This window comes from Bradyrhizobium sp. Rc2d (assembly GCF_900099855.1).
In the GTDB taxonomy this organism is placed as follows: domain Bacteria; phylum Pseudomonadota; class Alphaproteobacteria; order Rhizobiales; family Xanthobacteraceae; genus Bradyrhizobium.
Window position 1 is genome coordinate 1 of sequence record NZ_FNCU01000069.1, and the last position, 19696, is coordinate 19696.

General features: G+C 60.5%; 15 protein-coding genes and 3 pseudogenes. 8 read left to right on the plus strand and 10 right to left on the minus strand.

From position 1 onward, the window contains the following. The coding region (locus tag BLV07_RS42095) for a VCBS domain-containing protein (protein ID WP_210187855.1) at window positions 1-1253 on the minus strand (1253 nt) is incomplete at its 3' end. A gap of 2 nt (window positions 1254-1255) precedes the next feature. Beyond that, complete coding sequence (locus BLV07_RS42100) at window positions 1256-1687, minus strand: hypothetical protein (RefSeq protein ID WP_091898301.1); 432 nt, start codon at window positions 1685-1687, stop codon at window positions 1256-1258. Between the two features lie 549 nt (window positions 1688-2236). On the opposite strand from BLV07_RS42100, the gene BLV07_RS47080 reads away from it, so the two are divergent. Beyond that, window positions 2237-2548 (plus strand): hypothetical protein, encoded by a 312-nt coding sequence (locus tag BLV07_RS47080; protein ID WP_143035689.1) that lies wholly within the window; start codon window positions 2237-2239, stop codon window positions 2546-2548. A 618-nt stretch (window positions 2549-3166) separates the two neighbouring features. Here the strand turns inward: BLV07_RS47080 and BLV07_RS42110 are convergent. After that, window positions 3167-3904: a hypothetical protein gene (locus tag BLV07_RS42110; RefSeq protein WP_091898355.1), complete on the minus strand. Its 738-nt coding sequence runs from the start codon at window positions 3902-3904 to the stop codon at window positions 3167-3169. Window positions 3905-4441: 537 nt separating this feature from the next. On the opposite strand from BLV07_RS42110, the gene BLV07_RS42115 reads away from it, so the two are divergent. Beyond that, complete coding sequence (locus BLV07_RS42115; RefSeq protein WP_091898303.1) at window positions 4442-4780, plus strand: H-NS histone family protein; 339 nt, start codon at window positions 4442-4444, stop codon at window positions 4778-4780. 57 nt (window positions 4781-4837) lie between these two features. Here the strand turns inward: BLV07_RS42115 and BLV07_RS42120 are convergent, their stop codons facing one another. Further along, window positions 4838-5053 (minus strand): hypothetical protein, encoded by a 216-nt coding sequence (locus BLV07_RS42120; protein ID WP_091898305.1) that lies wholly within the window; start codon window positions 5051-5053, stop codon window positions 4838-4840. An 11-nt stretch (window positions 5054-5064) separates the two neighbouring features. Next, the gene (locus BLV07_RS42125) at window positions 5065-6201 is read right to left on the minus strand and encodes a S41 family peptidase (protein WP_176946115.1); all 1137 of its coding nucleotides are present in this window, start codon (window positions 6199-6201) and stop codon (window positions 5065-5067) included. Between the two features lie 505 nt (window positions 6202-6706). Between BLV07_RS42125 and BLV07_RS48155 the strand changes: the two are divergent. The 4 genes and pseudogenes from BLV07_RS48155 to BLV07_RS42140 form a co-directional block, all read left to right on the plus strand. Next, window positions 6707-7306 (plus strand): annotated as a pseudogene (locus tag BLV07_RS48155) (Crp/Fnr family transcriptional regulator); the annotation flags it as partial. Between the two features lie 207 nt (window positions 7307-7513). Then, the gene (locus BLV07_RS42130; protein WP_244551412.1) at window positions 7514-8332 is read left to right on the plus strand and encodes a Crp/Fnr family transcriptional regulator; all 819 of its coding nucleotides are present in this window, start codon (window positions 7514-7516) and stop codon (window positions 8330-8332) included. A 317-nt stretch (window positions 8333-8649) separates the two neighbouring features. Further along, window positions 8650-9768 (plus strand): efflux RND transporter periplasmic adaptor subunit, encoded by a 1119-nt coding sequence (locus BLV07_RS42135; RefSeq protein ID WP_244551409.1) that lies wholly within the window; start codon window positions 8650-8652, stop codon window positions 9766-9768. A gap of 10 nt (window positions 9769-9778) precedes the next feature. Then, a complete protein-coding gene (locus BLV07_RS42140; protein WP_091898311.1) occupies window positions 9779-12871 on the plus strand; it encodes an efflux RND transporter permease subunit in 3093 nt (1030 codons plus the stop codon). Between the two features lie 554 nt (window positions 12872-13425). On the opposite strand, the pseudogene BLV07_RS42145 reads toward BLV07_RS42140, so the two are convergent. Continuing rightward, window positions 13426-14031, minus strand: a pseudogene (locus BLV07_RS42145) (PDC sensor domain-containing protein); the annotation flags it as partial. A 318-nt stretch (window positions 14032-14349) separates the two neighbouring features. Between BLV07_RS42145 and BLV07_RS42150 the strand changes: the two are divergent. Beyond that, window positions 14350-15117 (plus strand): annotated as a pseudogene (locus BLV07_RS42150) (outer membrane protein). Window positions 15118-15375: 258 nt separating this feature from the next. Here BLV07_RS42150 and BLV07_RS42155 read toward each other — a convergent pair. Beyond that, window positions 15376-16074, minus strand: a complete 699-nt coding sequence (locus BLV07_RS42155; RefSeq protein ID WP_143035690.1) for a LabA-like NYN domain-containing protein — start codon at window positions 16072-16074, stop codon at window positions 15376-15378. A gap of 603 nt (window positions 16075-16677) precedes the next feature. Between BLV07_RS42155 and BLV07_RS42165 the strand changes: the two genes are divergently transcribed. Further along, the gene (locus BLV07_RS42165) at window positions 16678-16923 is read left to right on the plus strand and encodes a hypothetical protein (RefSeq protein WP_091898317.1); all 246 of its coding nucleotides are present in this window, start codon (window positions 16678-16680) and stop codon (window positions 16921-16923) included. A 308-nt stretch (window positions 16924-17231) separates the two neighbouring features. Here the strand turns inward: BLV07_RS42165 and BLV07_RS50540 are convergent, their stop codons facing one another. The 3 genes from BLV07_RS50540 to BLV07_RS42180 all read right to left on the minus strand — a co-directional run bounded on the left by BLV07_RS50540 (window position 17232) and on the right by BLV07_RS42180 (window position 19402). Further along, window positions 17232-17369: a Cif family virulence factor gene (locus tag BLV07_RS50540; protein WP_244551410.1), complete on the minus strand. Its 138-nt coding sequence runs from the start codon at window positions 17367-17369 to the stop codon at window positions 17232-17234. A 372-nt stretch (window positions 17370-17741) separates the two neighbouring features. Next, window positions 17742-18290, minus strand: a complete 549-nt coding sequence (locus tag BLV07_RS42175) for a calcium-binding protein (RefSeq protein ID WP_091898319.1) — start codon at window positions 18288-18290, stop codon at window positions 17742-17744. Window positions 18291-18292: 2 nt separating this feature from the next. After that, on the minus strand, window positions 18293-19402 hold the full coding sequence (locus BLV07_RS42180) for a hypothetical protein (RefSeq protein ID WP_091898321.1): 1110 nt from the start codon (window positions 19400-19402) through the stop codon (window positions 18293-18295). Window positions 19403-19696: the final 294 nt, after the last annotated feature.

Consider the following 19696-nt stretch of genomic DNA (forward strand, 5'->3'; position numbering starts at 1 on the left):
CCGCTGTCGGGATCCACAATCGTCAGCTGCCCGGAGGCGTTCAACGCGGCGGCGGTGTCGCCCTCGGTGACGGACTTCGAGTCCGAGCTCACGGTGGCAGCGTCGTTGGTGCCGGTGATGGTCACCGTGACGGTGCCGCTGCCGGTGCCGTCCTGGCTCGTCACCGTGAACTGGTCCTGCACCTCTTGGCCGGCGGTGAGCTCGTTGTGCGCGCCGTTGCCGGTGTAGCTCCAGACGCCGTTGGCATCGATGCTGAAGTCGCCATAGCTGCCGTGGACATTACTCTGCGCGACGACATGGGCTTCGCCCGTGTCCGGGTCGGTGATGGTGAGCTGGCCGCTGGTGTTGAGCGCCGCTGCGGCATCGCTCTCGGTGACGGACTTGGAATCCGAAGAGACGGTTGCCGTATCGTTAGTGCCGGTGATGGTCACCGTCACCGTCTGGGTAGCCGTCGAGCCGTGGCCGTCGTTGATCGTCACCACGAAGCTTTCGGTAACGTTCTGGCCCGCGGCTAGATACTGAGCAGCCGAATCGTTAAGCGCATAGTGCCATTGCACCGAGCCGCTGGCGGCATTGGCCGGCTCGTTGACAGGATCGAGCGAGAAGGTGCCGAGCGAAGTGGTATTGAAAGAGGCTGCCGCGAACGAGGCCGAATGCGTGTCGCTGAGATCGGCGTCGTTGAAGCTGATGGTGCCGGCCGCGCTCTGCGAATCCGAGAGATCCGGCGTGGCGTTCGCGTCTTCTACCGCCGAGCCGCTCTGCGGACTCGATGTGATGAAGACCGAGTCGTTTGCGCCATTGAACTGAAGTGTCACGGTCGCCCAACTGAGCGTGCCATTACCCAGCTGGATAGCGTAGGTGAATGTGTCACTCAGCGTTTGCCCGGTCGCCAGCGCCTGAAGCTGAACGTTGATGTCGCCCTTGTCGTAATGAACGGTGCCGTCCGTTTCGATCCAGATGCGTGCACCGAGGGCGCTGCGGTCACCGGTTGCGGCCATTCCGGCGGCATCACTGCTGTACGCCACATCTTTGACCAGCAGGTCTGTCGGTGCGTAGTTCTTAGTGGACGAGGAGGCGCTCGTTCCATCGTCCAGGGAGAACAGCGTCTTTGCCGCGCCCCCAAGATCATTTGCCAGCACATTCAAGATGAGAATGTTGCTGGCGTCTTCCGTAAACGAGAAAATGTCGGTGTTGGCTTGCGGAGTATTTCCGAAAGAAACCGTGCTGCCGCCGTCCGTTGTTTGCGTCGCCATAGCTAAATCCTTTGGGTGATACGTCCGCGTTCACGGACCCGGACAAACTGCACAATTGCGCGGTGATGGTCGGCCACTGCCTTGCCTGCACTGCTGAAGTAAAGTTCTGTGCTGTCGAGCATGACTGTCGTCGTGCTCAGGGCTGCGAAAATGTGCAAGAAAAGCATGTGAAGATAAGCTTGTTTGGAGCTAGCGTCGCTCCGAACGCGCAATAGGGTGTCGCGAGCCAGTGTCGCGGCCTGACAGAAGCAAAAGCTGGTCTCAAGCGCCGAACCGTACGCGACAGCTGACGGACCGTGCGCAAACGGCACGCTGAGCTCGATTGGAGGATCGTACGCTGACGGAGACGAATTCGAAATCGCCTGAAGACCGGCTTCAATTCGAGCCCGGCTGAATATTGTCTGGAACTCCCACACAAAACGTGCGTGCTTCATTCATAGCCCTCGCTGCAGAGCAGAGAGCGTCAGCGCAAAATCAATTCACGCAACAGCGTTCGCTGGGACGAATGATTTGTCCGCCCATGAGCGACGATCTGGCCAACTGCCGCCGAGTTACGGGAAAAGATTTAGAACTGTATCCCCTGCCCATTCGGGGGCGGTCCTGGTCCGCCCACGTTTGCAATTATCGATTTGCAGTATTCCTCCGCTCCAGGAGCGATTTCCGTGATCAGGAGCGATCACGATCATTCGACTCCGGATTAAATTTAAAGCTAAATTAAACCATTGTGCTCGTCCATTTGTTTATTTGCGCGTTCGCATTTAATGATTAATGCATCAAAATCAACAGCAAGGGGCCTCTTGCGCCACCCGTGCCGGACCACACCGGTATCTTACGGAGCTCAGCGATATTATTCCGGGGCTCGAATCCTGCTCGGATTAAAATCGTCGGCTTCCGACCTATGGACGCTATTATTTGATTCGCGATCCCCACTGGGGCATGCCAAAGACTATGCGACCGCATCGTCGTGCCTCGATCCGCGATCGATGACCACCCATCAGTCTGCATTTGCCTATGTAAATCATTCGGGTGGCGCATCGCGGGCGCCGATTGGTTCGCTGCCCGTCGGACGACGCACGAACGCAACAGTCGCGCAACACCTTGCACCAACCACGACTGTTAATTTGCGTGCTCGACGCGATTCAGGCTTCCTGCGGCGAAAGCCACCAGATGAGGAAACGACCAGAATGATCGTCCGTGTTCTCGGCGGTGCTGTCGTATTGCTGGTGTCCCTGAGCTCCGAAGCGTTTGCAGTGCGCGATCACAGCTCGGCCTTTCTCTTTTCGTCGACTTCTTAGTTCAAGTCATTTTCTGAGGCACCTGATGTCCAGTACGCGTGAGATTTATGCTTGTGCTGTTCTGAGTAAACGACACCAAGCGCTTGTGGCGGAGCTTAGAGCAGTGGAGACGCTTCTAAGTAAGACTCCGGCATGTAGAAGCGAGAACACTCGGCAAAAGGCGGCGTGCCAAAGCGAGCAGCAGAGCAAGAGCCGTGAACTAATTTAACTCGGCGGCGAGATCGGCCGTCTATTCAGGACAAAGCGGTCGCACGGATTTCCGTTCGACGTTGCACCTTGAAAAACGGCAACAAGCCGATCGCCTTCCCAAAGCTCGACGTCGTGCTCGCCATACATTTGCTCGGCTCGACGTCTCGCCGCCTGCTCGTCAATGCAGTCAAGCTTCGCGGCGCAGATCACTCGCCGGCTGCTGTCGACCACGAACACTTTGTACCGCATGATGGCCGTCCCAACCAAAAGGGGGACCGTCATCGTAATCGAATGTCCGTCTCAGGCAGTGCCAAACTAGGTCCAGACGCGCGGAACCTTTGTACGTGTGGCAATTCGGCTCTACCAGCGTTAGAGCTCATCGATCGCGTGGCGGCGCGTCAGGTACCCTGCCTAGTGTATCGCGCTACCTCAGGGCCCTAATCTTACCGCTTGCCGAAGCGTGCGGCTCGAGCTTAAGATGGAGAGGCCCCCCAGCGTCATCAGCAGCACGCCTAACCAAGTTGCCGTCCAGCTCCGCGCCTCGTCGCGCGCCTCCCCAATCCGCAAGCCGATCACCATAGCCGGTGGATCGGGCGAAGGCACCGCATCGTTGGCCACCGGCGCGACCGCGAGAAGCTGCTCAACATCGACTTGGCTAGGCATGGAGTGTTCGGGCGTGAGAAGGCGGCTGTGAAGCTCCGGGATGGGCGCCGCCGACGTCGGGGCGGGGACCGTACCGAGTTCGGAAGCGCCATCAGCTACCTTGATTTCGGGTAGAGGCGGCTGAGACCCCTCGGCCGGTGCGGAGCGCAGCAACTCCGGGCGCGCATCAACGACCGCGCTCCGGCTGCGCCGTACAGTTTCGTCGTCCAAACTGGCAACTTGATCTTTGGCCGCGCGGCGACGAATTGGCTTCTTCACCGTCGCGAGCCCCTCGGCCAGAAACCAGCATTTGCGGTGACCGTCCATTCGATAGACCCAATGCTGGCCGTCGGGGGGCGAGTTGCCGGGGCGCCCCAAGCATTCCGGTTGCGCCGGAGAGGTTGGAGCGGGTTCGCGGGGGGTGATATTGAACAACTCGGCAAAAGGGTTCGAGAACGCAGGTGTCCCTGAAAGAACTCCAACAAGGACCAAACTGGCGAAGTAAAATCGCAAATGACCGGACATAGAAAACTCCCGGTGTTGCGCCCCCATCCGGCACGAGCCTTCGCGGCGACATGGGCCCCCATGCGGCTTAAATCTGGCTGCGTGATGAATTAATTGTGCGCTGGCCATCCGAATTAATAAGCCCGCCAGCACTCCTGGGTTGCCAACACGCGGCAGCGCGCTCAATTAAATCGAGCCACCTGCGTTTCGCCGCGCGTCGATCCCGCTCGCGCTCCGCGACGCAGGCGTCCGTTTGATCGCCGTCGCTGCGGCAATGTTTGCGCTCATCTCCGCGCCGGCAAGGCAATGCGAAAGCGCAACTGGTCGGGCGGTAAGCTTGTGGATGTCACGATACCGGTCTGCGGGCCCCTCAGCGAGGATTGCCCCTCCGCACCAAATTAAATGCTCCGCCATGATATTACCGCCGTCGTGCCTTTCTCGCCGCTACCTCCCGCATTTAAATGTGGATTGCACGACCAATGTTTAACTGACGTCTTGCCTGCTCCGTCATTCCCGACTTGTCTGCCAGGGCCTTCTCCCAAGAATTCGGATCAAGCCATGAACACCGAGCACTTCAATTCGCTCTCCCTTGACGAGCTCTGGACACTTCACCAACAGGTCGCCACCAGCCTCACTCAGAAACTCCTAGTACAAAAAGCACGCTTGGAGGAACGGCTCCACAAGATTGGACTGGCCGACGAGGCCACACGGTTCGATCGTAAGCGCCGCCCATACCCGCCCGTTCGTCCCAAATATCGCAACCCGAAGAACCCGGCGGAGACATGGTCGGGTCGCGGCAGGCTGCCTCGGTGGCTGCGGCCGCAGCTTCGAGGCGGCGGGAAGTTGGACGACTTCCTAATCGACCAGGCTTCGGTTCAAAAGCGGCAGACAAATTGAGCGCTGCGGTCGCGATCGCGTTGGGAACAAGGCCAACGCACATCCTTTCCTTGTCTGTCATCCGCTTGGCTTATCGATCGACTGAAAGAACACGGGCCAGCGCGGCAGCATCGAACGGGCCGATCCGAAGCTGCGCCCGACCGTGTATCCGATTCCGTCTCCGATGATTGCGCCTGCAGCGGCCGCGGCGACCACGATAACGATGTCGATCTGATTGGTGGCGGCGGCCAGGAGAGCGGCCGCAACAAGGATGGTCTCGCCGGGGAGGGGCACGCCGGCGCTTTCTAGCGATCGTATCCCACCAGACGCAGAAACGTATCATTGGCCTCAAGGAGCCGACCATCGAGCTCCCAGATGTAGATCCCGATGATGTTTGCATAGCCATAGGCAAGGACCTCCTTGCCGCTGCGCGTACCGCCGTTGATGAGCATCGCAACGGGCTTGCGCCACTTCACATTCACGAATTCGCTAGTACCGCTTCGGTCGGTGACCTGCATTGTTGGCCCCCGGGCGTTGAACAGGTCGAGATATTCGGGTTGCGCGCCGCCCCAGCCATCGCGCAAATCCCAGATCAGCGCATCCGCATCTTTTAGCGCGCCTTGAGACAGCAGGCGTTCAAGGGCGCGTTGATAGACGTAGCCGGCATAGCACCAAACATGGACATAGCCGATGCGCCGTCCGTTGGACTCGATGACGCGAGCACTGGACTCCAACCCATGCAAGAACATTTTCGTGGGCTCGAGGTCGACCGGCCTGACCGGGATTTGCACCACCGAAGCACCCCGATGCACCTCCAAGATAACCGGTTTGCCCACCTTCCCACGGAATGACGCGACCGGCTCAAATGCCATGCCGTCAGCCGCAGTTATTTCGTCACCCGCGCGGAGGCCCGCCTGCTGAGCCGGCGTTCCATCGATCACGCCAGTGATCGTGTTACAACCAGTCGCCTCGGAACGTGAAATGATACCGATGCCAGGGTACGAAATGCGGCCGTCCGGAAACGCACGCTGCAGTCCCCGGCGTCGCAGTGCGCCGGAAAAAATATCTGCAAGTTGATAATATTCCGGCTCATCCGGAGTATAGAAACGCGTGTGCGGAGCGTGCAACTCAGACAGCATCGTATTGATGACGCGCGCCAGGGAGCTTTGGGAGGTTGCCCGCCGAACGTCGGGGAGATACCTCTCCCGAACCGCGGGCCAGTCCAGTCCGCTGTGATGCGGATCGTAAAAGCGATCACGCACGGTCTGCCAAACGTTTTCGAATGTCGAGACGCCGTCAGCGGGAACATAGGAATTGTCCGTCCCTTCCTTTAGAGCCTCCGCGGCCTTCGGGGGCTTCGCAACCACGGCAGATGCCGTAACCATGGCTGCCAGTCGCAACACTTGGCGACGCGACGGCAAAGTATCGATTGCTTGTTTCATCGTCTGATCTCGCGGTGAAGCGCCTGTCGGGCGCATTCGCCGGCCATGCGATGCCGGCTCAGGCGGTCATTGAGGTCAGGACATACCCACGATAGCAATCCCTGCCACTGTGAGGCTACTTGCCGGACTTTTCGCCTATCGAGCCCCGCACGCGTACAGCCTTATTAGCCCTAGCTCATGAATGAGAGGCTGCCCTTGCAGAGACGCGAGGCGCGGGGCCGCCTCCGCCATCGCAGCAGGGTTTGCCGCGTTCCGGAAATTGGAACTCATGTGGCCGCGCCTACGGTGTTACCCATGCGCATTTTGCAATTGTGCCTTCGTAGCGCACTTCCCATCTAAGCCCCGATGATGTTGCAAGAAAATCCGCTTCGTGGCTGCGAGCGATTTGAGCGCAATTGTTGAAGCCGTCTGCAAATGAACTGGATCTCGGTGCAAGTAGAGAAGGCAGATTCGAACAGATGTTGAGGCCACCGGTCTGCGCCGCTCGGAGTGGAGAAGGCGGCCGATGCCTCACCCTGCAGTGACGCGTGCCGGCGGAAGTGGTAACCGGCTTCTAGCAGCACTGCTGCCACCGGACTTCGCTCTGCTGGCGCCCGAGCTAGAAGCGGTCGCGCTCGATCAGGACGCGGTGCTCGCGCGAGCGGGTGACGAGGTCGAGCATGTCTTCTTCCCTCATAGCGGCGCCATCTCGCTGATGATCGACATGGCGAACGGGCAGACGGTTGCCACCGCGGCAATCGGGTGTGAGGGAGCAGTCGGCATCCTCTCCGCGCTAGGGCCCTCACCTTCGGCCATTACCGCCATCGTGCACGCGGCAGGGACCGCCTCGCGGATCCCCGCCTCCCGATTTCGCGCCGCTTTCAACCGCAGCCCCGCGCTCCGGCACGCGCTCCAGGCCCACCTCAGCGCGATGCTGACGCAGTTCCAGCTCGGCGCGGCCTGCAATGCGCTGCATCCGGTCCAAGTTCGCATGGCACGCTGGCTGCTCTATTTAAGCGACCACATCGACCACGACATCCTCCCGCTCACCCAGGAAGCGCTGTCTCAAATACTCGGCGTGCGACGAACGACGGTGACGCTCCTGATGCGCAATCTGCGCGCGTCGGGCGCGACCAGATCTGATCGACGAGGCCAGATCGAGATCGACCGATCGCGCCTCGCGGCGGTGGCGTGCGAATGCCGCGAGACCATGCGTCTCGAAGTTGACGGATCTACCCCGACGAATACGGCCCGATCTCGCTTTCTGGATGTTGAAGATGATGAGCGCGTCTCACTGGGGGCATTGGTTGCTCGTTCCGGGAAGGACTACTCAGTGACCGCGCACCCGACCAGCGTTGGGAATAGGCTCTTGGCGGCGTTGCCGCCGGCGGATCTCGACCTGCTCACGCCCCACTTCCAGAAAATCTCGTTCGAACCCGACGCCGTGTTGGTGCGGGCGGGCGATGAGCTCGATCAGGTTTATTTTCCCCATAGCGGCGCCATCGCCTTCATGGTCGACATGCCCGACGGGCAAACGGTCGCGACCACGTTGATGGGGCGGGAAGGCGCATTGGCCTCGCTCTCGGTGCTCGGCCCATCGCGGTCGTCCGTGACCGCGATGGCTCGCGTGGCCGGCACCGCATCGCGGATTTCCGCCGCGAAATTCCGGCTCGCCTATGCGCGAAGCGCAGCCATCCGGCACGTGGTGCAGGTCCACGCCCGCACGCTGTTGTTGCAGCTCCAGCACGTGGCCGCCTGCAACGCGCTGCATCGGGTGGAAGGCCGCATGGCGCGGTGGCTGCTGCAGATTCACGACCGCGTTCCCGACGACGTGCTTCCGCTGACGCAGGAGGCACTTGCACAATTGCTCGGGGTGCGGCGGACGACGGTGACGCTGACGATGAGCAAGCTTCGCGCAGCGGGGGCCATCAGGTCCGACCGGCGCGGCTTCGTCGAGGTCGACCGGGCGCGGCTCGACGGCATGGCGTGCGAATGCTACGCGCTGATGCAGCGCAGGATCGATCACATGTCCTGCCAGGACTTGTCCGCGCCGCGACTTGCCCTTGCGCGGTTCCAGGAAAGCTCCTTCGTCACCTCCAGTGAAGCCGGCGAAGACCGTGCTGAAATCAAGGCCGCTTCGCCGGTGAGGTAGTAGCGGGTCCCTCCGTCCAGGCTCTCTTCGGCCGATCAAAGTGTCGCCCCGGCCTTCCTAGCACCCCCACCCCAGCCTACGGGTTGGCTCCAGGCTACGAAACCCTGGCCCCCGGATCGCGACGGTTTGTGAGGCAGTTCCCGCCGTGAAACAGGTGTCGGGAACCGCCGCATTCAATAGTCGTTTCAGATCAGTCCTGGAACTGCATCTCGGAAAATCGGGGGGACGAGGCGCGCCGCGGGCGCCACAACTGATGGTCAACGGCAATGAAAAGCGCCGTTCCTTCCAAAAGCCAGAACTCCCGAATGCTTCGACGCATGGCCATCATGCTGCTCGCTGTCGGGCTGGTTCTGGGGTCGGTGTTCGGGTTTGAAGCTTTTCGGGCCAGGATGATTCAGAAGTCGATCGCCGGACTGCGCAACCCACCGCAGACGGTTTCCACGATCACGGTCGGCACGCAGCGGTGGCAGGACCGCCTGGAGGCCGTAGGCAGCACCCGGGCGGAAAAGGGGGCCGACCTCAGTCCGCAGGTCGCCGGTACCGTCAAAGCCATCCACTTCCAGTCCGGCGAAGCAGTCGAGCAGGGAACATTGCTCGTCGAGCTGGAAGACGCCGATGACGTCGCGCATTTGCACGCTCTGGAGGCAACGACGGCGCTGGCGCAGCTCAACTACGATCGCGACGTCAGGTTGCTCAAGAGCCAGTCCGTGAGCCAGCAGACTGCTGATACGGACCTGGCAGCGCTCAAGAACAACCAGGCGCAGGTTGCGCAACAACAGGCGCTTGTCGGCTACAAGTCGATCCGAGCACCTTTTTCCGGCCGATTAGGCATCCGTCAGGTCGACCTCGGCCAGTATATCGCGCCGGGGACGCCGATCGTGACGTTGCAGAAGCTCGATCCGATCTTCGTGGATTTCTACCTGCCGCAGCAGGACCTGGCAAAGATCAGAGTCGGCCAACCCGTCATTGCGAAGGTCGACACCTATCCTGATGAGACATTCACCGGCACGATCATGGCGATCAACTCCCTCGTCAATGCGGCGACCCGGAATGTCCAGGTCCGGGCGACATTCAAGAATCCCGACGAGAAGCTGCTGCCGGGAATGTTTGCGACCGTCGATATCGATGTGGGGACGCAGAAGGATTACGTGACGCTGCCGAAGACGGCGATCTACTACAACGCGTATGGAGATATTGCCTATCTGATCGAAGATGCCGGCAGGGACGAGAGCGGGCAGGAGCAGAAGATTGCGCACCAGGTCTTCGTGAAAACCGGCCAGACCCGCGGTGACCAGGTCGCGGTGCTGGATGGAATCAAGCCCGGCGATGTCGTGGTCACGGCCGGGCAGAACAAGCTGCACAACGGATCGCCGGTCCAGATCAATAATGAAGTCACCACGCCTTTCAGCGCGAACCCGCAGGTCTCCGAACAATGAGAGGCCTGCCATGAACTTCACCGACCTCTTCATTCGCCGACCCGTTCTTGCCACTGTGGTCAATCTGATGATCCTCGCGCTCGGCCTACGCGCCATGACCTCGCTGCCTGTGCTGCAATATCCGCGCACGCAGAATGCGGTCGTCACCGTTACTACCACCTATTACGGCGCTGCCCCCGATGTGATCGCCGGCTTCATTACAACGCCGCTCGAGAACGCGATCGCCCAGGCGAACGGCATCGATTACATGAGCTCGAATAGCGCAAGCGGCGCCAGCACGATCACCATCAACCTCCGCCTCAACTACGATGCCGACAAGGCACTGACGGAAATCAACACCAAGGTCAGCTCGGTGCTCAACCAGCTTCCCTTGGGGTCGCAGCAACCGGTGCTGAAGGTGCAGATTGGTCAGACGATCGACGCCATGTATCTCGGCTTCGACAGCGACGTGCTGGGACGGAATCAAGTCACCGATTATCTCATCCGTGCCGTTCAGCCGAAGCTGCAGGCCGTACCGGGCGTTCAGACTGCGGAAATTCTCGGCGGACAGAACTTTGCCCTGCGGGCGTGGCTCAACCCGAAAAAGCTGGCTGCTTATGGCCTCAGCGCCGCAGATGTAGCGGCTGCGTTGACGCAGAACAATTTTATCTCCGGGCTCGGCACCACCAAGGGACAGATGGTGGAGGTCAATCTCACAGCATCGACCGGCCTACATTCGGAGAGCGAATTCGCCAACTTGATTGTCAAGCAAGCGGGTGGCGCGATCGTGCGGTTGAAGGATGTCGCAAACGTCTCGCTCGGCGCCGACGACTACGACACACAGGTCGCATTCGACGGCAAGCCGGCGGTCTATATCGGCATCCAGGTAGCGCCGACTGCCAACCTGCTCGACGTGATCGCGGGCGTACACCGGATCTTCCCGGACATACAACAACAGCTGCCCAACGGACTGCGCGGCCAGATCGTTTACGATTCCACCAAATTCGTGCGCGCGGCGATCTATGACGTCGTGCAGACGCTCGCCGAGGCTCTGCTGATCGTCAATCTCGTCGTGTTCCTGTTCCTGGGGTCGGGGCGTTCCGTCCTGATCCCGATGGTCGCGATCCCGCTGTCGCTGGTGGGCGCCTTCACCATGATGCTGGCGGTCGGTTTCTCGATCAATCTCTTGACGCTGCTGGCGCTGGTGCTTGCGATCGGGCTCGTGGTCGATGATGCCATCATCGTCGTCGAAAACATCAATCGTCACCTTGAGGCCGGCAAGGCGCCGGTCGTTGCGGCGATCGAGGCGGCGCGAGAACTCGGCCGCCCGATCATCGCCATGACGGTTGTCCTTGTCGCGGTCTATGTCCCGATCGCGTTCCAGGGCGGTCTGACCGGCGCGCTGTTCACGGAATTCGCATTCACCCTGGTCGGCACGGTGACGATATCGGCCGTTGCCGCGCTGACGCTGTCGCCGATGATGAGCTCCCGTCTGCTCAAGCCGCACGGCGCAACGCGCGGTTGGCAGGCACGATTCACCGCCCTCATTGATCGCCGTTTTGAGGCGCTACGTCGTCTCTATCTGAGCTGGCTGCACGGCAGCCTCGACTATGTACCTGTAACAGGCGTCTTCGCACTGCTCGTGCTGTCTAGCATCTATTTCCTTTATGCAGGCGCCAAGAGCGAACTTGCTCCCCAGGAAGACCAGGGGGTGGTGATTGCGACGTCCACGTTGGCGCCAGACGCGACCTTACAGCAAAAGGTCCTGTATGCGCGGCAGGTCTTCCAGATCATGAAGAAATATCCGGAGACCGATCACGTCTTCCAGATCAACTCGCCTGCGCGCGTGGTCTCGGGCATGGTGCTGACGCCGTGGGACGAGCGCACAAGGACGAGCAACCAGCTGCAGCCGATCGTCCAGAAGCATCTCGACCAGGTTGCCGGGGCGCGGATCGCCGCCTTTCAGCTGGCTCCGCTACCGGGCAGCCAGGGGCTGCCGATACAGTTCGTGATTAAGACAACCGATTCGTTCGACAAGCTCGACGATGCCGCCCAGCAGTTCCTGAAAGCTGCGATCGACAGCGGGATGTTCATCTTCCTCGACACGGATCTGAAGATCGACAATCCCGAAGCAGTCGTCGAGATCGATCGCGACAAGGCTGCGCAACTTGGGCTCAAGATGAGCGATGTCGGCAACGCGATGGGGGCGATGCTGGGCGGTGGGTATGTGAACTATTTCAGCCTCGACCAGCGTTCCTACAAGGTAATCCCGCAAGTCCAGCGACGGTTTCGTCTGAATACCGATCAGCTGCTCAATTATTACGTGGCCAACGTTTCGGGCATTCCCGTGCCGCTGTCGACGATCGCGCACATCGCGACCAAAACGGTCCCGGAGACGCTCAATCATTTCCAGCAGCTTAACAGCGCCACCATTCAGGGCGTTGCGGCGCCCGGCGTAGCGCAGTCCGACGCCCTGGACTTCCTCAGCAATCTTGCTGCCAAGACGTTACCCCGAGGCTACACCGTCGACTACAGCGGCTTGTCCCGGCAATATATCCAGGAATCCTCCGGCTTTGTCGCCACGTTCGGATTTGCGCTGGTGATCATTTTCCTGTCGCTTGCAGCGCTGTTCGAAAGCTTCCGCGATCCATGCATCATATTGGTATCGGTGCCGATGTCGATCGCCGGCGCGTTGATCTTCGTGAGCCTCGGCATCGGCGGCGCATCGCTGAACATATACACCGATGTCGGCTTGGTGACGTTGATGGGCCTGATCAGCAAGCACGGCATTCTGATTGTCGAATTCGCAAACGAGCTGCAGCGCGGCGGCGTCCTCAAGCGCGAAGCCATCGAGCAGGCGGCTGGAATCAGATTGCGGCCAATCCTCATGACCACGGCAGCAATGGTCTTTGGCGTGGTTCCGCTGATCCTCGCAAGCGGCGCCGGAGCGGCTTCGCGTTTCAACATGGGACTTGTCATCGCAAGCGGACTTTCGATCGGTACGCTGTTCACCCTTTTCGTGGTACCGGCCATTTATCTCCTGATCGCGACCGATCATTCCCGCCAAGTGGCGCAGGACGCATCACAGCTTGCGCCGTCAGGTGACGAGGCGAGGACAGTTTGACCTGGCAATCCGTCTCACCAGCGCGGCCCGCAGAGTCTGCAGTCGGCTTCACCCCGTACGCTCGAACGGTACAGGCAACACATTTGTCTGTCAGACCAAAACCGTGCCACTTCCACTAGGAACTAGAGGTAGCCTCGGCCTAATGTTATTGTCGCTACACATTCTGATCGATATGCTCTCGCCCGCGGAGAACGCGCCGGCGTTCAGGTGCTGATGAGCACGCTCACGGCAGATCCGCCTTTTGCATCGTCATCGCAGCTATCGTAACCTGGGTTGCGCATTCACGGCCTAGCGCTGGTTGAATCGACAGGCGATTTCGGCAACTCGCTGGGGGTGCGACGATGGATAGTCACGCGGTTTGACATCGCTGACCAGCAGCCCACCAGACCGATTTGATTCTCGCCATTCCGGTATAGCGCTCAGAAGTCAGTTGGTGCGGGCTGATCTCGAGGGAGAATGTGGCGCGGTTTGCAGCGCCCACGTACGCGGCACAGCCATCGGACTACACCGGCTAGGCAATACCGCTAAAGATCGGCGCGAAGCCGCGCGTGTGTACCGATGTCGAAGCGTCGGTAGAACTGAGTGAAGTAGGCGACGTCGATGCTCGTCAGCACCACGCCGGCGAAACTGCCGTCGGGATGATTGAAGCGGCGCGACGCGGTGATGATCCACTGTCCGCCGGACCGGCTCTTGACCGGCCGATCGATCAGGGTCCCGCGATCGGCCGAGGCGCGATGGCGCTGAAAGTAGTCGCGGTCGCTGTTGTTGAGGCTCACGAAGTCGACATCTTCGGTCGTGGCGAGCCAGCGGCCGGTTTCGTCGTAGACGAAGATGCCGCGGATGCGATGCCTATTGTACTTGCGGGCTTGCAGGAAGCTCTGGATTTTCGCGACCGCGGCCGGACTCGTTCCGCCGACCTCCATCCGGTCGACCATTCCGGCGAGGATGGTGTCCGCGAGCTCGAACGTGTCTTCGGCGTGCTGCGACAGCGACTGGGCAAGATTGGCCATGTCGACTTCGGCGTTGCGCAGCTCGACCTGGCGCGACTCCCATTCGCGCCATCCGCTCAGCGCCAGAATGGCGACGCAGGCCAGCGCCACGAAAGCCGCCGCCCACAACGGGAAGCGAGCCTTCTCGACCTCGCGGCGGGTGCTTGGCATCGGACGGCGGCTCCTTTTCGCGCAGGGTCCCATGCAGCCCTTAATGGCTGGTTTCTCGATAGCTTACTACCGATCGGCTAAGCGCCGTCCATTGTCCTATCGCGCACTTTTCTGGTTGCAGTAATCGCACGTTATCCGCGATGCCCACGCAGCTCGGACAAGAGATTGATCTCCGCTTCGCGACAAGGGGCAGAGCGAGGTCAAGTTGTGGAACTCTCCGTTTCTTCCGTGCTGTGGCGCTCAGGTGACAGGAGTATCGGAAAACAATGATAGGTTGAGGACCTGGGGGCCGCAGTCGATTCGACACTGGGGTCAAAAATGAAAATAGTCCTGCTCGGCACGGTAGCCCTCATCGCGCTGGCCGCCTGCCTCTGCCGCTGATCTGGCCGCGCGGCCCTATACCAAGGCGCCGCCGATGGTCCCGCCGATCTACGATTGGAGCGGCCTCTACCTCGGCCTCAATGGCGGCGGCGGTTCAGCCCATAAATGCTTGGATGTGATCAATGCCGGCGGCGTGGTCGTCGCTCCGCCTCTTGCCATGGGGTGTCACGATGCGACCGGAGGCACGGCTGGCGGTCAGATCGGCTACCGCTGGCAGACGGCGAATTGGGTGTTCGGTGTGGAGGCGCAGGGCAACTGGGCCGATTTCAAGGGCTCGAACATCAATCTCGTCTTCGCCGGCGTCCAGGATGAAACCAAGATTGATGCGTTCGGTCTGTTCACAGGCCAGGTGGGCTACGCCTGGAACAACGTGCTGCTCTACGTGAAGGGTGGCGCTGCGGTCGTCCGCGACAAATATCGAATTGTCGATGTTGCGACTGGGCTCACCATCAACGACGGCGATGAAACCCGCTGGGGCGCGCTGTGGGGGCGGGCCTTGAATTCGGCTTCGCGCCGAACTGGTCCATCGGCGTCGAATACGACCACTTGTTCATGGGGCACCGGGATGTGGACTTCTTCTCGACGGGAATTGTGGGTGCTCCGGCGGGCGCTTTTGCGGGGACCGCCCGCATTGGTCAGGACGTCGATATCGGTTTGGTGCGTGTGAACTACCGTTGGGGTGGCGCGGTCGCCGCGAAATATTGAACTTCGCCAGAACGGCCCATTCCGTAGTCCTCCGGCAACCAATCTTATCCGGTCTTTAATGACGCGGTCTCACGCTGGCAGAGACCGCTCCCAGACGGTCTCTGTAACGACGGCCGTGGGCGGGTTCACCTCCAGCCTGCGCCCGTCTTGCAAGGAGAGATGCCATGGACCATAGCTCGCAATTCCTCGAATCGATCTTGAGGAAGCTGCGTCTCCATGAATGCGACGCTCAAATCGAGCAAGTTCGCGAACCGGACATCACACGTCCCCGCGTTCCTTCACGGGTGCGGGAGCCGGCCAGGCAGCCGGACCCTTCACGACGCTGACGCGACATTCAACGATCGAATTCGTCATTGCCGCTGCTCGACCTTGGGGAGACCTGACGCTGAGCGTATTGCCCACGCGCCTCGCCGCGCTCGCGTGCCGCTCGGACGGATCGCGACCGACCTTCGCCTGCAGCTCCGCTAGATCGATGAAGACGTCGGCCTGACGGCGCAGCTCATCGGCGACCATCGGCGGCTGTGTGGCGATGGTTGATACCACTGCGACACGGACGCCTCGCCGCTGCACCGCAGCGACCAGAGGCCGAAAATCACCGTCGCCGGAAAACAGGATCATCTCGTCGATCAGTCCGGCGAGCTCCATGGCATCGACGGCGAGCTCGATATCCATGTTGCCTTTGACCTTGCGGCGTCCGGCGGCGTCGACGAATTCCTTGGTCGCCTTGGTCACGACGGTATAGCCGTTGTAGTCGAGCCAATCGACCAGAGGACGGATCGAAGAGAACTCCTGATCCTCGATGACGGCCGTATAGTAGAAAGCGCGAAGTAACGTGCCCCGTCCCTGAAACTCCTTCAGAAGGCGCTTGTAATCGATATCGAAGCCGAGCGTCTTGGTCGTGGCGTAAAGGTTGGCGCCGTCGATGAAGAGGGCGATTCTGCTGGGTGCCGGAGACATCCTGACCCTCGAATGCGGAAAGTGCGCTCCGCACGCGGCCCCATTGACCCATCTATCCGGAGCCGGAGGTGGAGCGGCTTGGGGGCCGCTCTTTAGGTCGCTGCACCCGAGCTCGGTCGCCAGAGGCTATCTTCGATCTTTTGCTGTTTCAAAACTTTTTTCATGAACTCTTGAACCCTGCGACACGCATCGAGGATGACGGAAGTATATTGCCGACAAGAAGGTCATGCCCAATCACCTGCCGCTCTTCGAAATCCATCTGAGGCAGCGTCGCCGGACGTTCAGGTGGTATCTCTCCACGTCCGACGGCCGACCGCTCATGCACGGATCGGAGACCAGCAGAGCGGCCGCCAGATACCAGGCGAGTCGCGCACTGTTCCTGATGCTGCTGGGGTCGGCCTGTGGTTTCACTGCGACCTGCGAGCACACCGATCGTCTTGCGCGCCGGAGTCGCTCCGCGGCGAAATAGGCGAAAGCGTCGGGTTGGCGGCGGCCGGGCACGCGGGATGCGCCAAGTGCGGCGACGGTGAGGACGGACGGCTGCGACGCTCGGCTTCCGTCGAGCGCCTCCCGCAGCAGCCGCATGCGGACGCCGCCTAACCGATGAAACTCCGCTCGCACTCGCAGAGCCACATCGTCGAACTGGATGAGGGCTCGAAGTGGGAAATCTTCCCTGGGGATCTGGATTTGACGCTTGACTGGAAACCGGAGACCGAGCTGACGGTCATCGAAAGCGGCGGCGAGGTCTCGTCCCACGAACTGATTGGCGGCGGCGCGAAGGTACGCGCGAGGGCCGCCGGCGAGAGCTGGCCGGTGAAGCAGGTCAAGGACGCGCTGAAGGACGGTTGAGCCGCACTGCGGCTGCTACCACCTCGCTGTACCGGTTCTAGCCAAGCGGGTTGATGGCCATCGAAAGTCAATGGCCATAGAAGACGAGAAGACCCGATTGCTCGCGGAAGCCCAAAGGTGTCGACGCCTGGCGGCAGCGATCAACGATCCGGATGCCGCCGCCCGGCTCAACGCGCTCGCTGAGGAATACGAGCGGCGCGCCCCATGCCTCGCAAGCCGCCAGGGACGAGGATGGAGGAAGCTCACAGCCAAGCCTCCTCCCGAGTGTCACTCCTGTGCAGCGGAGTACAGAGGAAATGTCGCCCAACTCAGTTGAAGGTCTGCAGCCTCAGCTTCAGCGAGCCGTCCGCCTGGCGCTCGAATACGTGCGTTGCGAGGCCACCGAGAGGCGAAGGCTTGCCCTCCTTGTCCTTGCCGGTCGCACTCCACTTGGCTGTCCCGAACACGACCTTGTCGTCTCCGCCGGCGTGATCATCTCCAGCTTGTGCCCTGTCACGCCCCCTGCGAAGAGCCCGGCAAAGAACTTTTCAATCTCCGCCGGACCCGACGCGACCTGGTGCGTCGGCGGCAGCAGCTTGGCGCTTGTGACATAGGCGGCACCGATAGCTTTCTCGTCGTGCTTGTTGAACGCAGCATCCCAAGCGGCGTATGCCTTCTCGACGTCGGCCTTGGCGTCCGCCGCCAGCGACACCCCCGGAGCGGCGACCAGACAAAATATGAGTGCCGATGCTTGAATAATGCGCATGGTATCCTCCTCTCTAAAGTCGGCGCATAAGAAAACCGTTTTCCAATTTGCGAGCCTCTCGATAAACAAGCCCTCAAACGAAGAAGAAATCATTTGCGTGCAGTTGCGAGGGCGCAATGCCCGGTAAGGTGATCGTGTCGTTCGCGTCGTAAGTGATCACCGTATTGCCGTGGCCGTCATTGGTCGCATGGGCCTGCACGGCAGCAAAATTGGCAAACAGCGCGTCATCGATCTGGATGTGGTCAGCGTTTGGCTTGAAGTAGGTAATCACATCCTTCCCGAAATTGGGATTGAAGACGAACGTGTCCGAATCCTTGCCGCCGGTAAGCGTGTCGTTTCCCCAGCCGCCGATCAATGCGTCGGCGCTGTTTCCGCCGACGATGACGTCGTTGCCGCTTCCTCCGTCCAGAACGGTTGGGCTGGTGCCTGCCTTCAGCGAGTCGGCGCCATCTGTCCCCTTCACATACGTCTGACCAGCACCTACGACCGAGACCGTTAGCGTGGCCGTGCTGGTCCCGCCATGACCGTCATCCAGGGTGTACGTGAACGTGTCCTGCGGCAGCATCGGGGCCGTACTGCCGCCCTTAGCTGCGGCATAGCTATAGCTGCCGTCCGTGTTCAACGTCAGGGCACCAAAACGCCGGCAAGCGCGTGGCCAACGTTCGCCGCGACGCCGTTAACGGCAGTGACATGCAACGAGTCATTGTCGGGGTCTGTATCGTTGGCCAGCACACCGTGCGCGGCATCGGCCGTGACGACCTTGCCCTTTGTTACCCCCGCGATGTCGACTTTTGCGACAGGGATCGAGTTGATCACAGGGGTCGCGAGAAAGCCGTGGGTATATCCGCTGCTGTCCTGGTAATACCCGGTGATCTGGCCAGAGTCATTTATGCTAAGTCCAATAGTGCGGGTGTTGGCGAACGGATCATCGATGGTGTTGTAGCTGCCGCCGCTGTAGAGAAAGCCGTGGTAGCCGAAGTTGCTGTCAAAGTAATATCCGGTGAGCTGGCCCGAGCCGTTGATGCTCAGAGCATCGGTGCCGATACCCAAGGGGTCGTCAATTGTGGTGTAGCTGCCGCCGCTGTAAAGGAAGCCGTGGTTTCCGGTGTCGCTGTAATAATACCCTGTGATCTGGCCAAAGTCGTTAATGGCAAGTGCGGTCGTGCCGGACGCGCCGGAGGGACCGTTCAACGTCGTGTAGCTGCCGCCACTGTAAAGGAAGCTGTGGATGCCGCTGTCGTCGTAATAATACCCTGTAATCTGGCCCGAGGCGTTGATGCTCTGGGGAGCGATGAAGTTGGTGGCGAAAGGATCATCGATGGTGGTGTAGCTGCCGCCACTGTAGAGGAAGCCATGATAGTGGCTTCCATCGGAATAATAACCTGTAATCTGGCCTGAGGCGTTGATGCTGTCAGGAAAGGTGCTGATGGCGTCAGGAGCGTCGAGAGTGATGTAGCTGCCGCCGCTGTAAAGGAAGCCGTGGTAGGTGAAGCTGCTATCAACGTAATACCCGATGACCTGGCCCGAGCCGTTGATGCTCAGGGCATATGTGCCGTTGATGCCGTAGGGATCGTCGAGAGTGATGTAGCTGCCGCCGCTGTAGAGGAAGCCGTGATCGTGGTTGCTGTTGTCAGTATAATACCCGGTGATCTGGCCCGAGCTGTTGATGCTCGAGGGATAGGTGAAGTTCGCGGCGAACGGGTCGTCAATGGTGGTGTAAGAGTAAGTCGTCATGATACGGGCTCCTCTAACGGCGAGACCGATTGAGTCTTGGAGTTGGCGGAGATTTCACCAAGCAGAGCGCGACCGTACTCGTCACTACCCAGTATGCCGACTAGATCGCGACATGCGCCGAGTAGCATTCCAGCCGCGTGATCTTTTCGGACCTCCTCTCGCCCTTTGTCCCTGAGCGGAGTGAAACGATCGCGCAGTATGGCCAATCCGGCTTGATGCAAATGTACTATGCGCGCCAAATTCTCCCGTAGTGCCAGCATGCTAGGGGCGAACGACCGACTATCCAGCTACTAC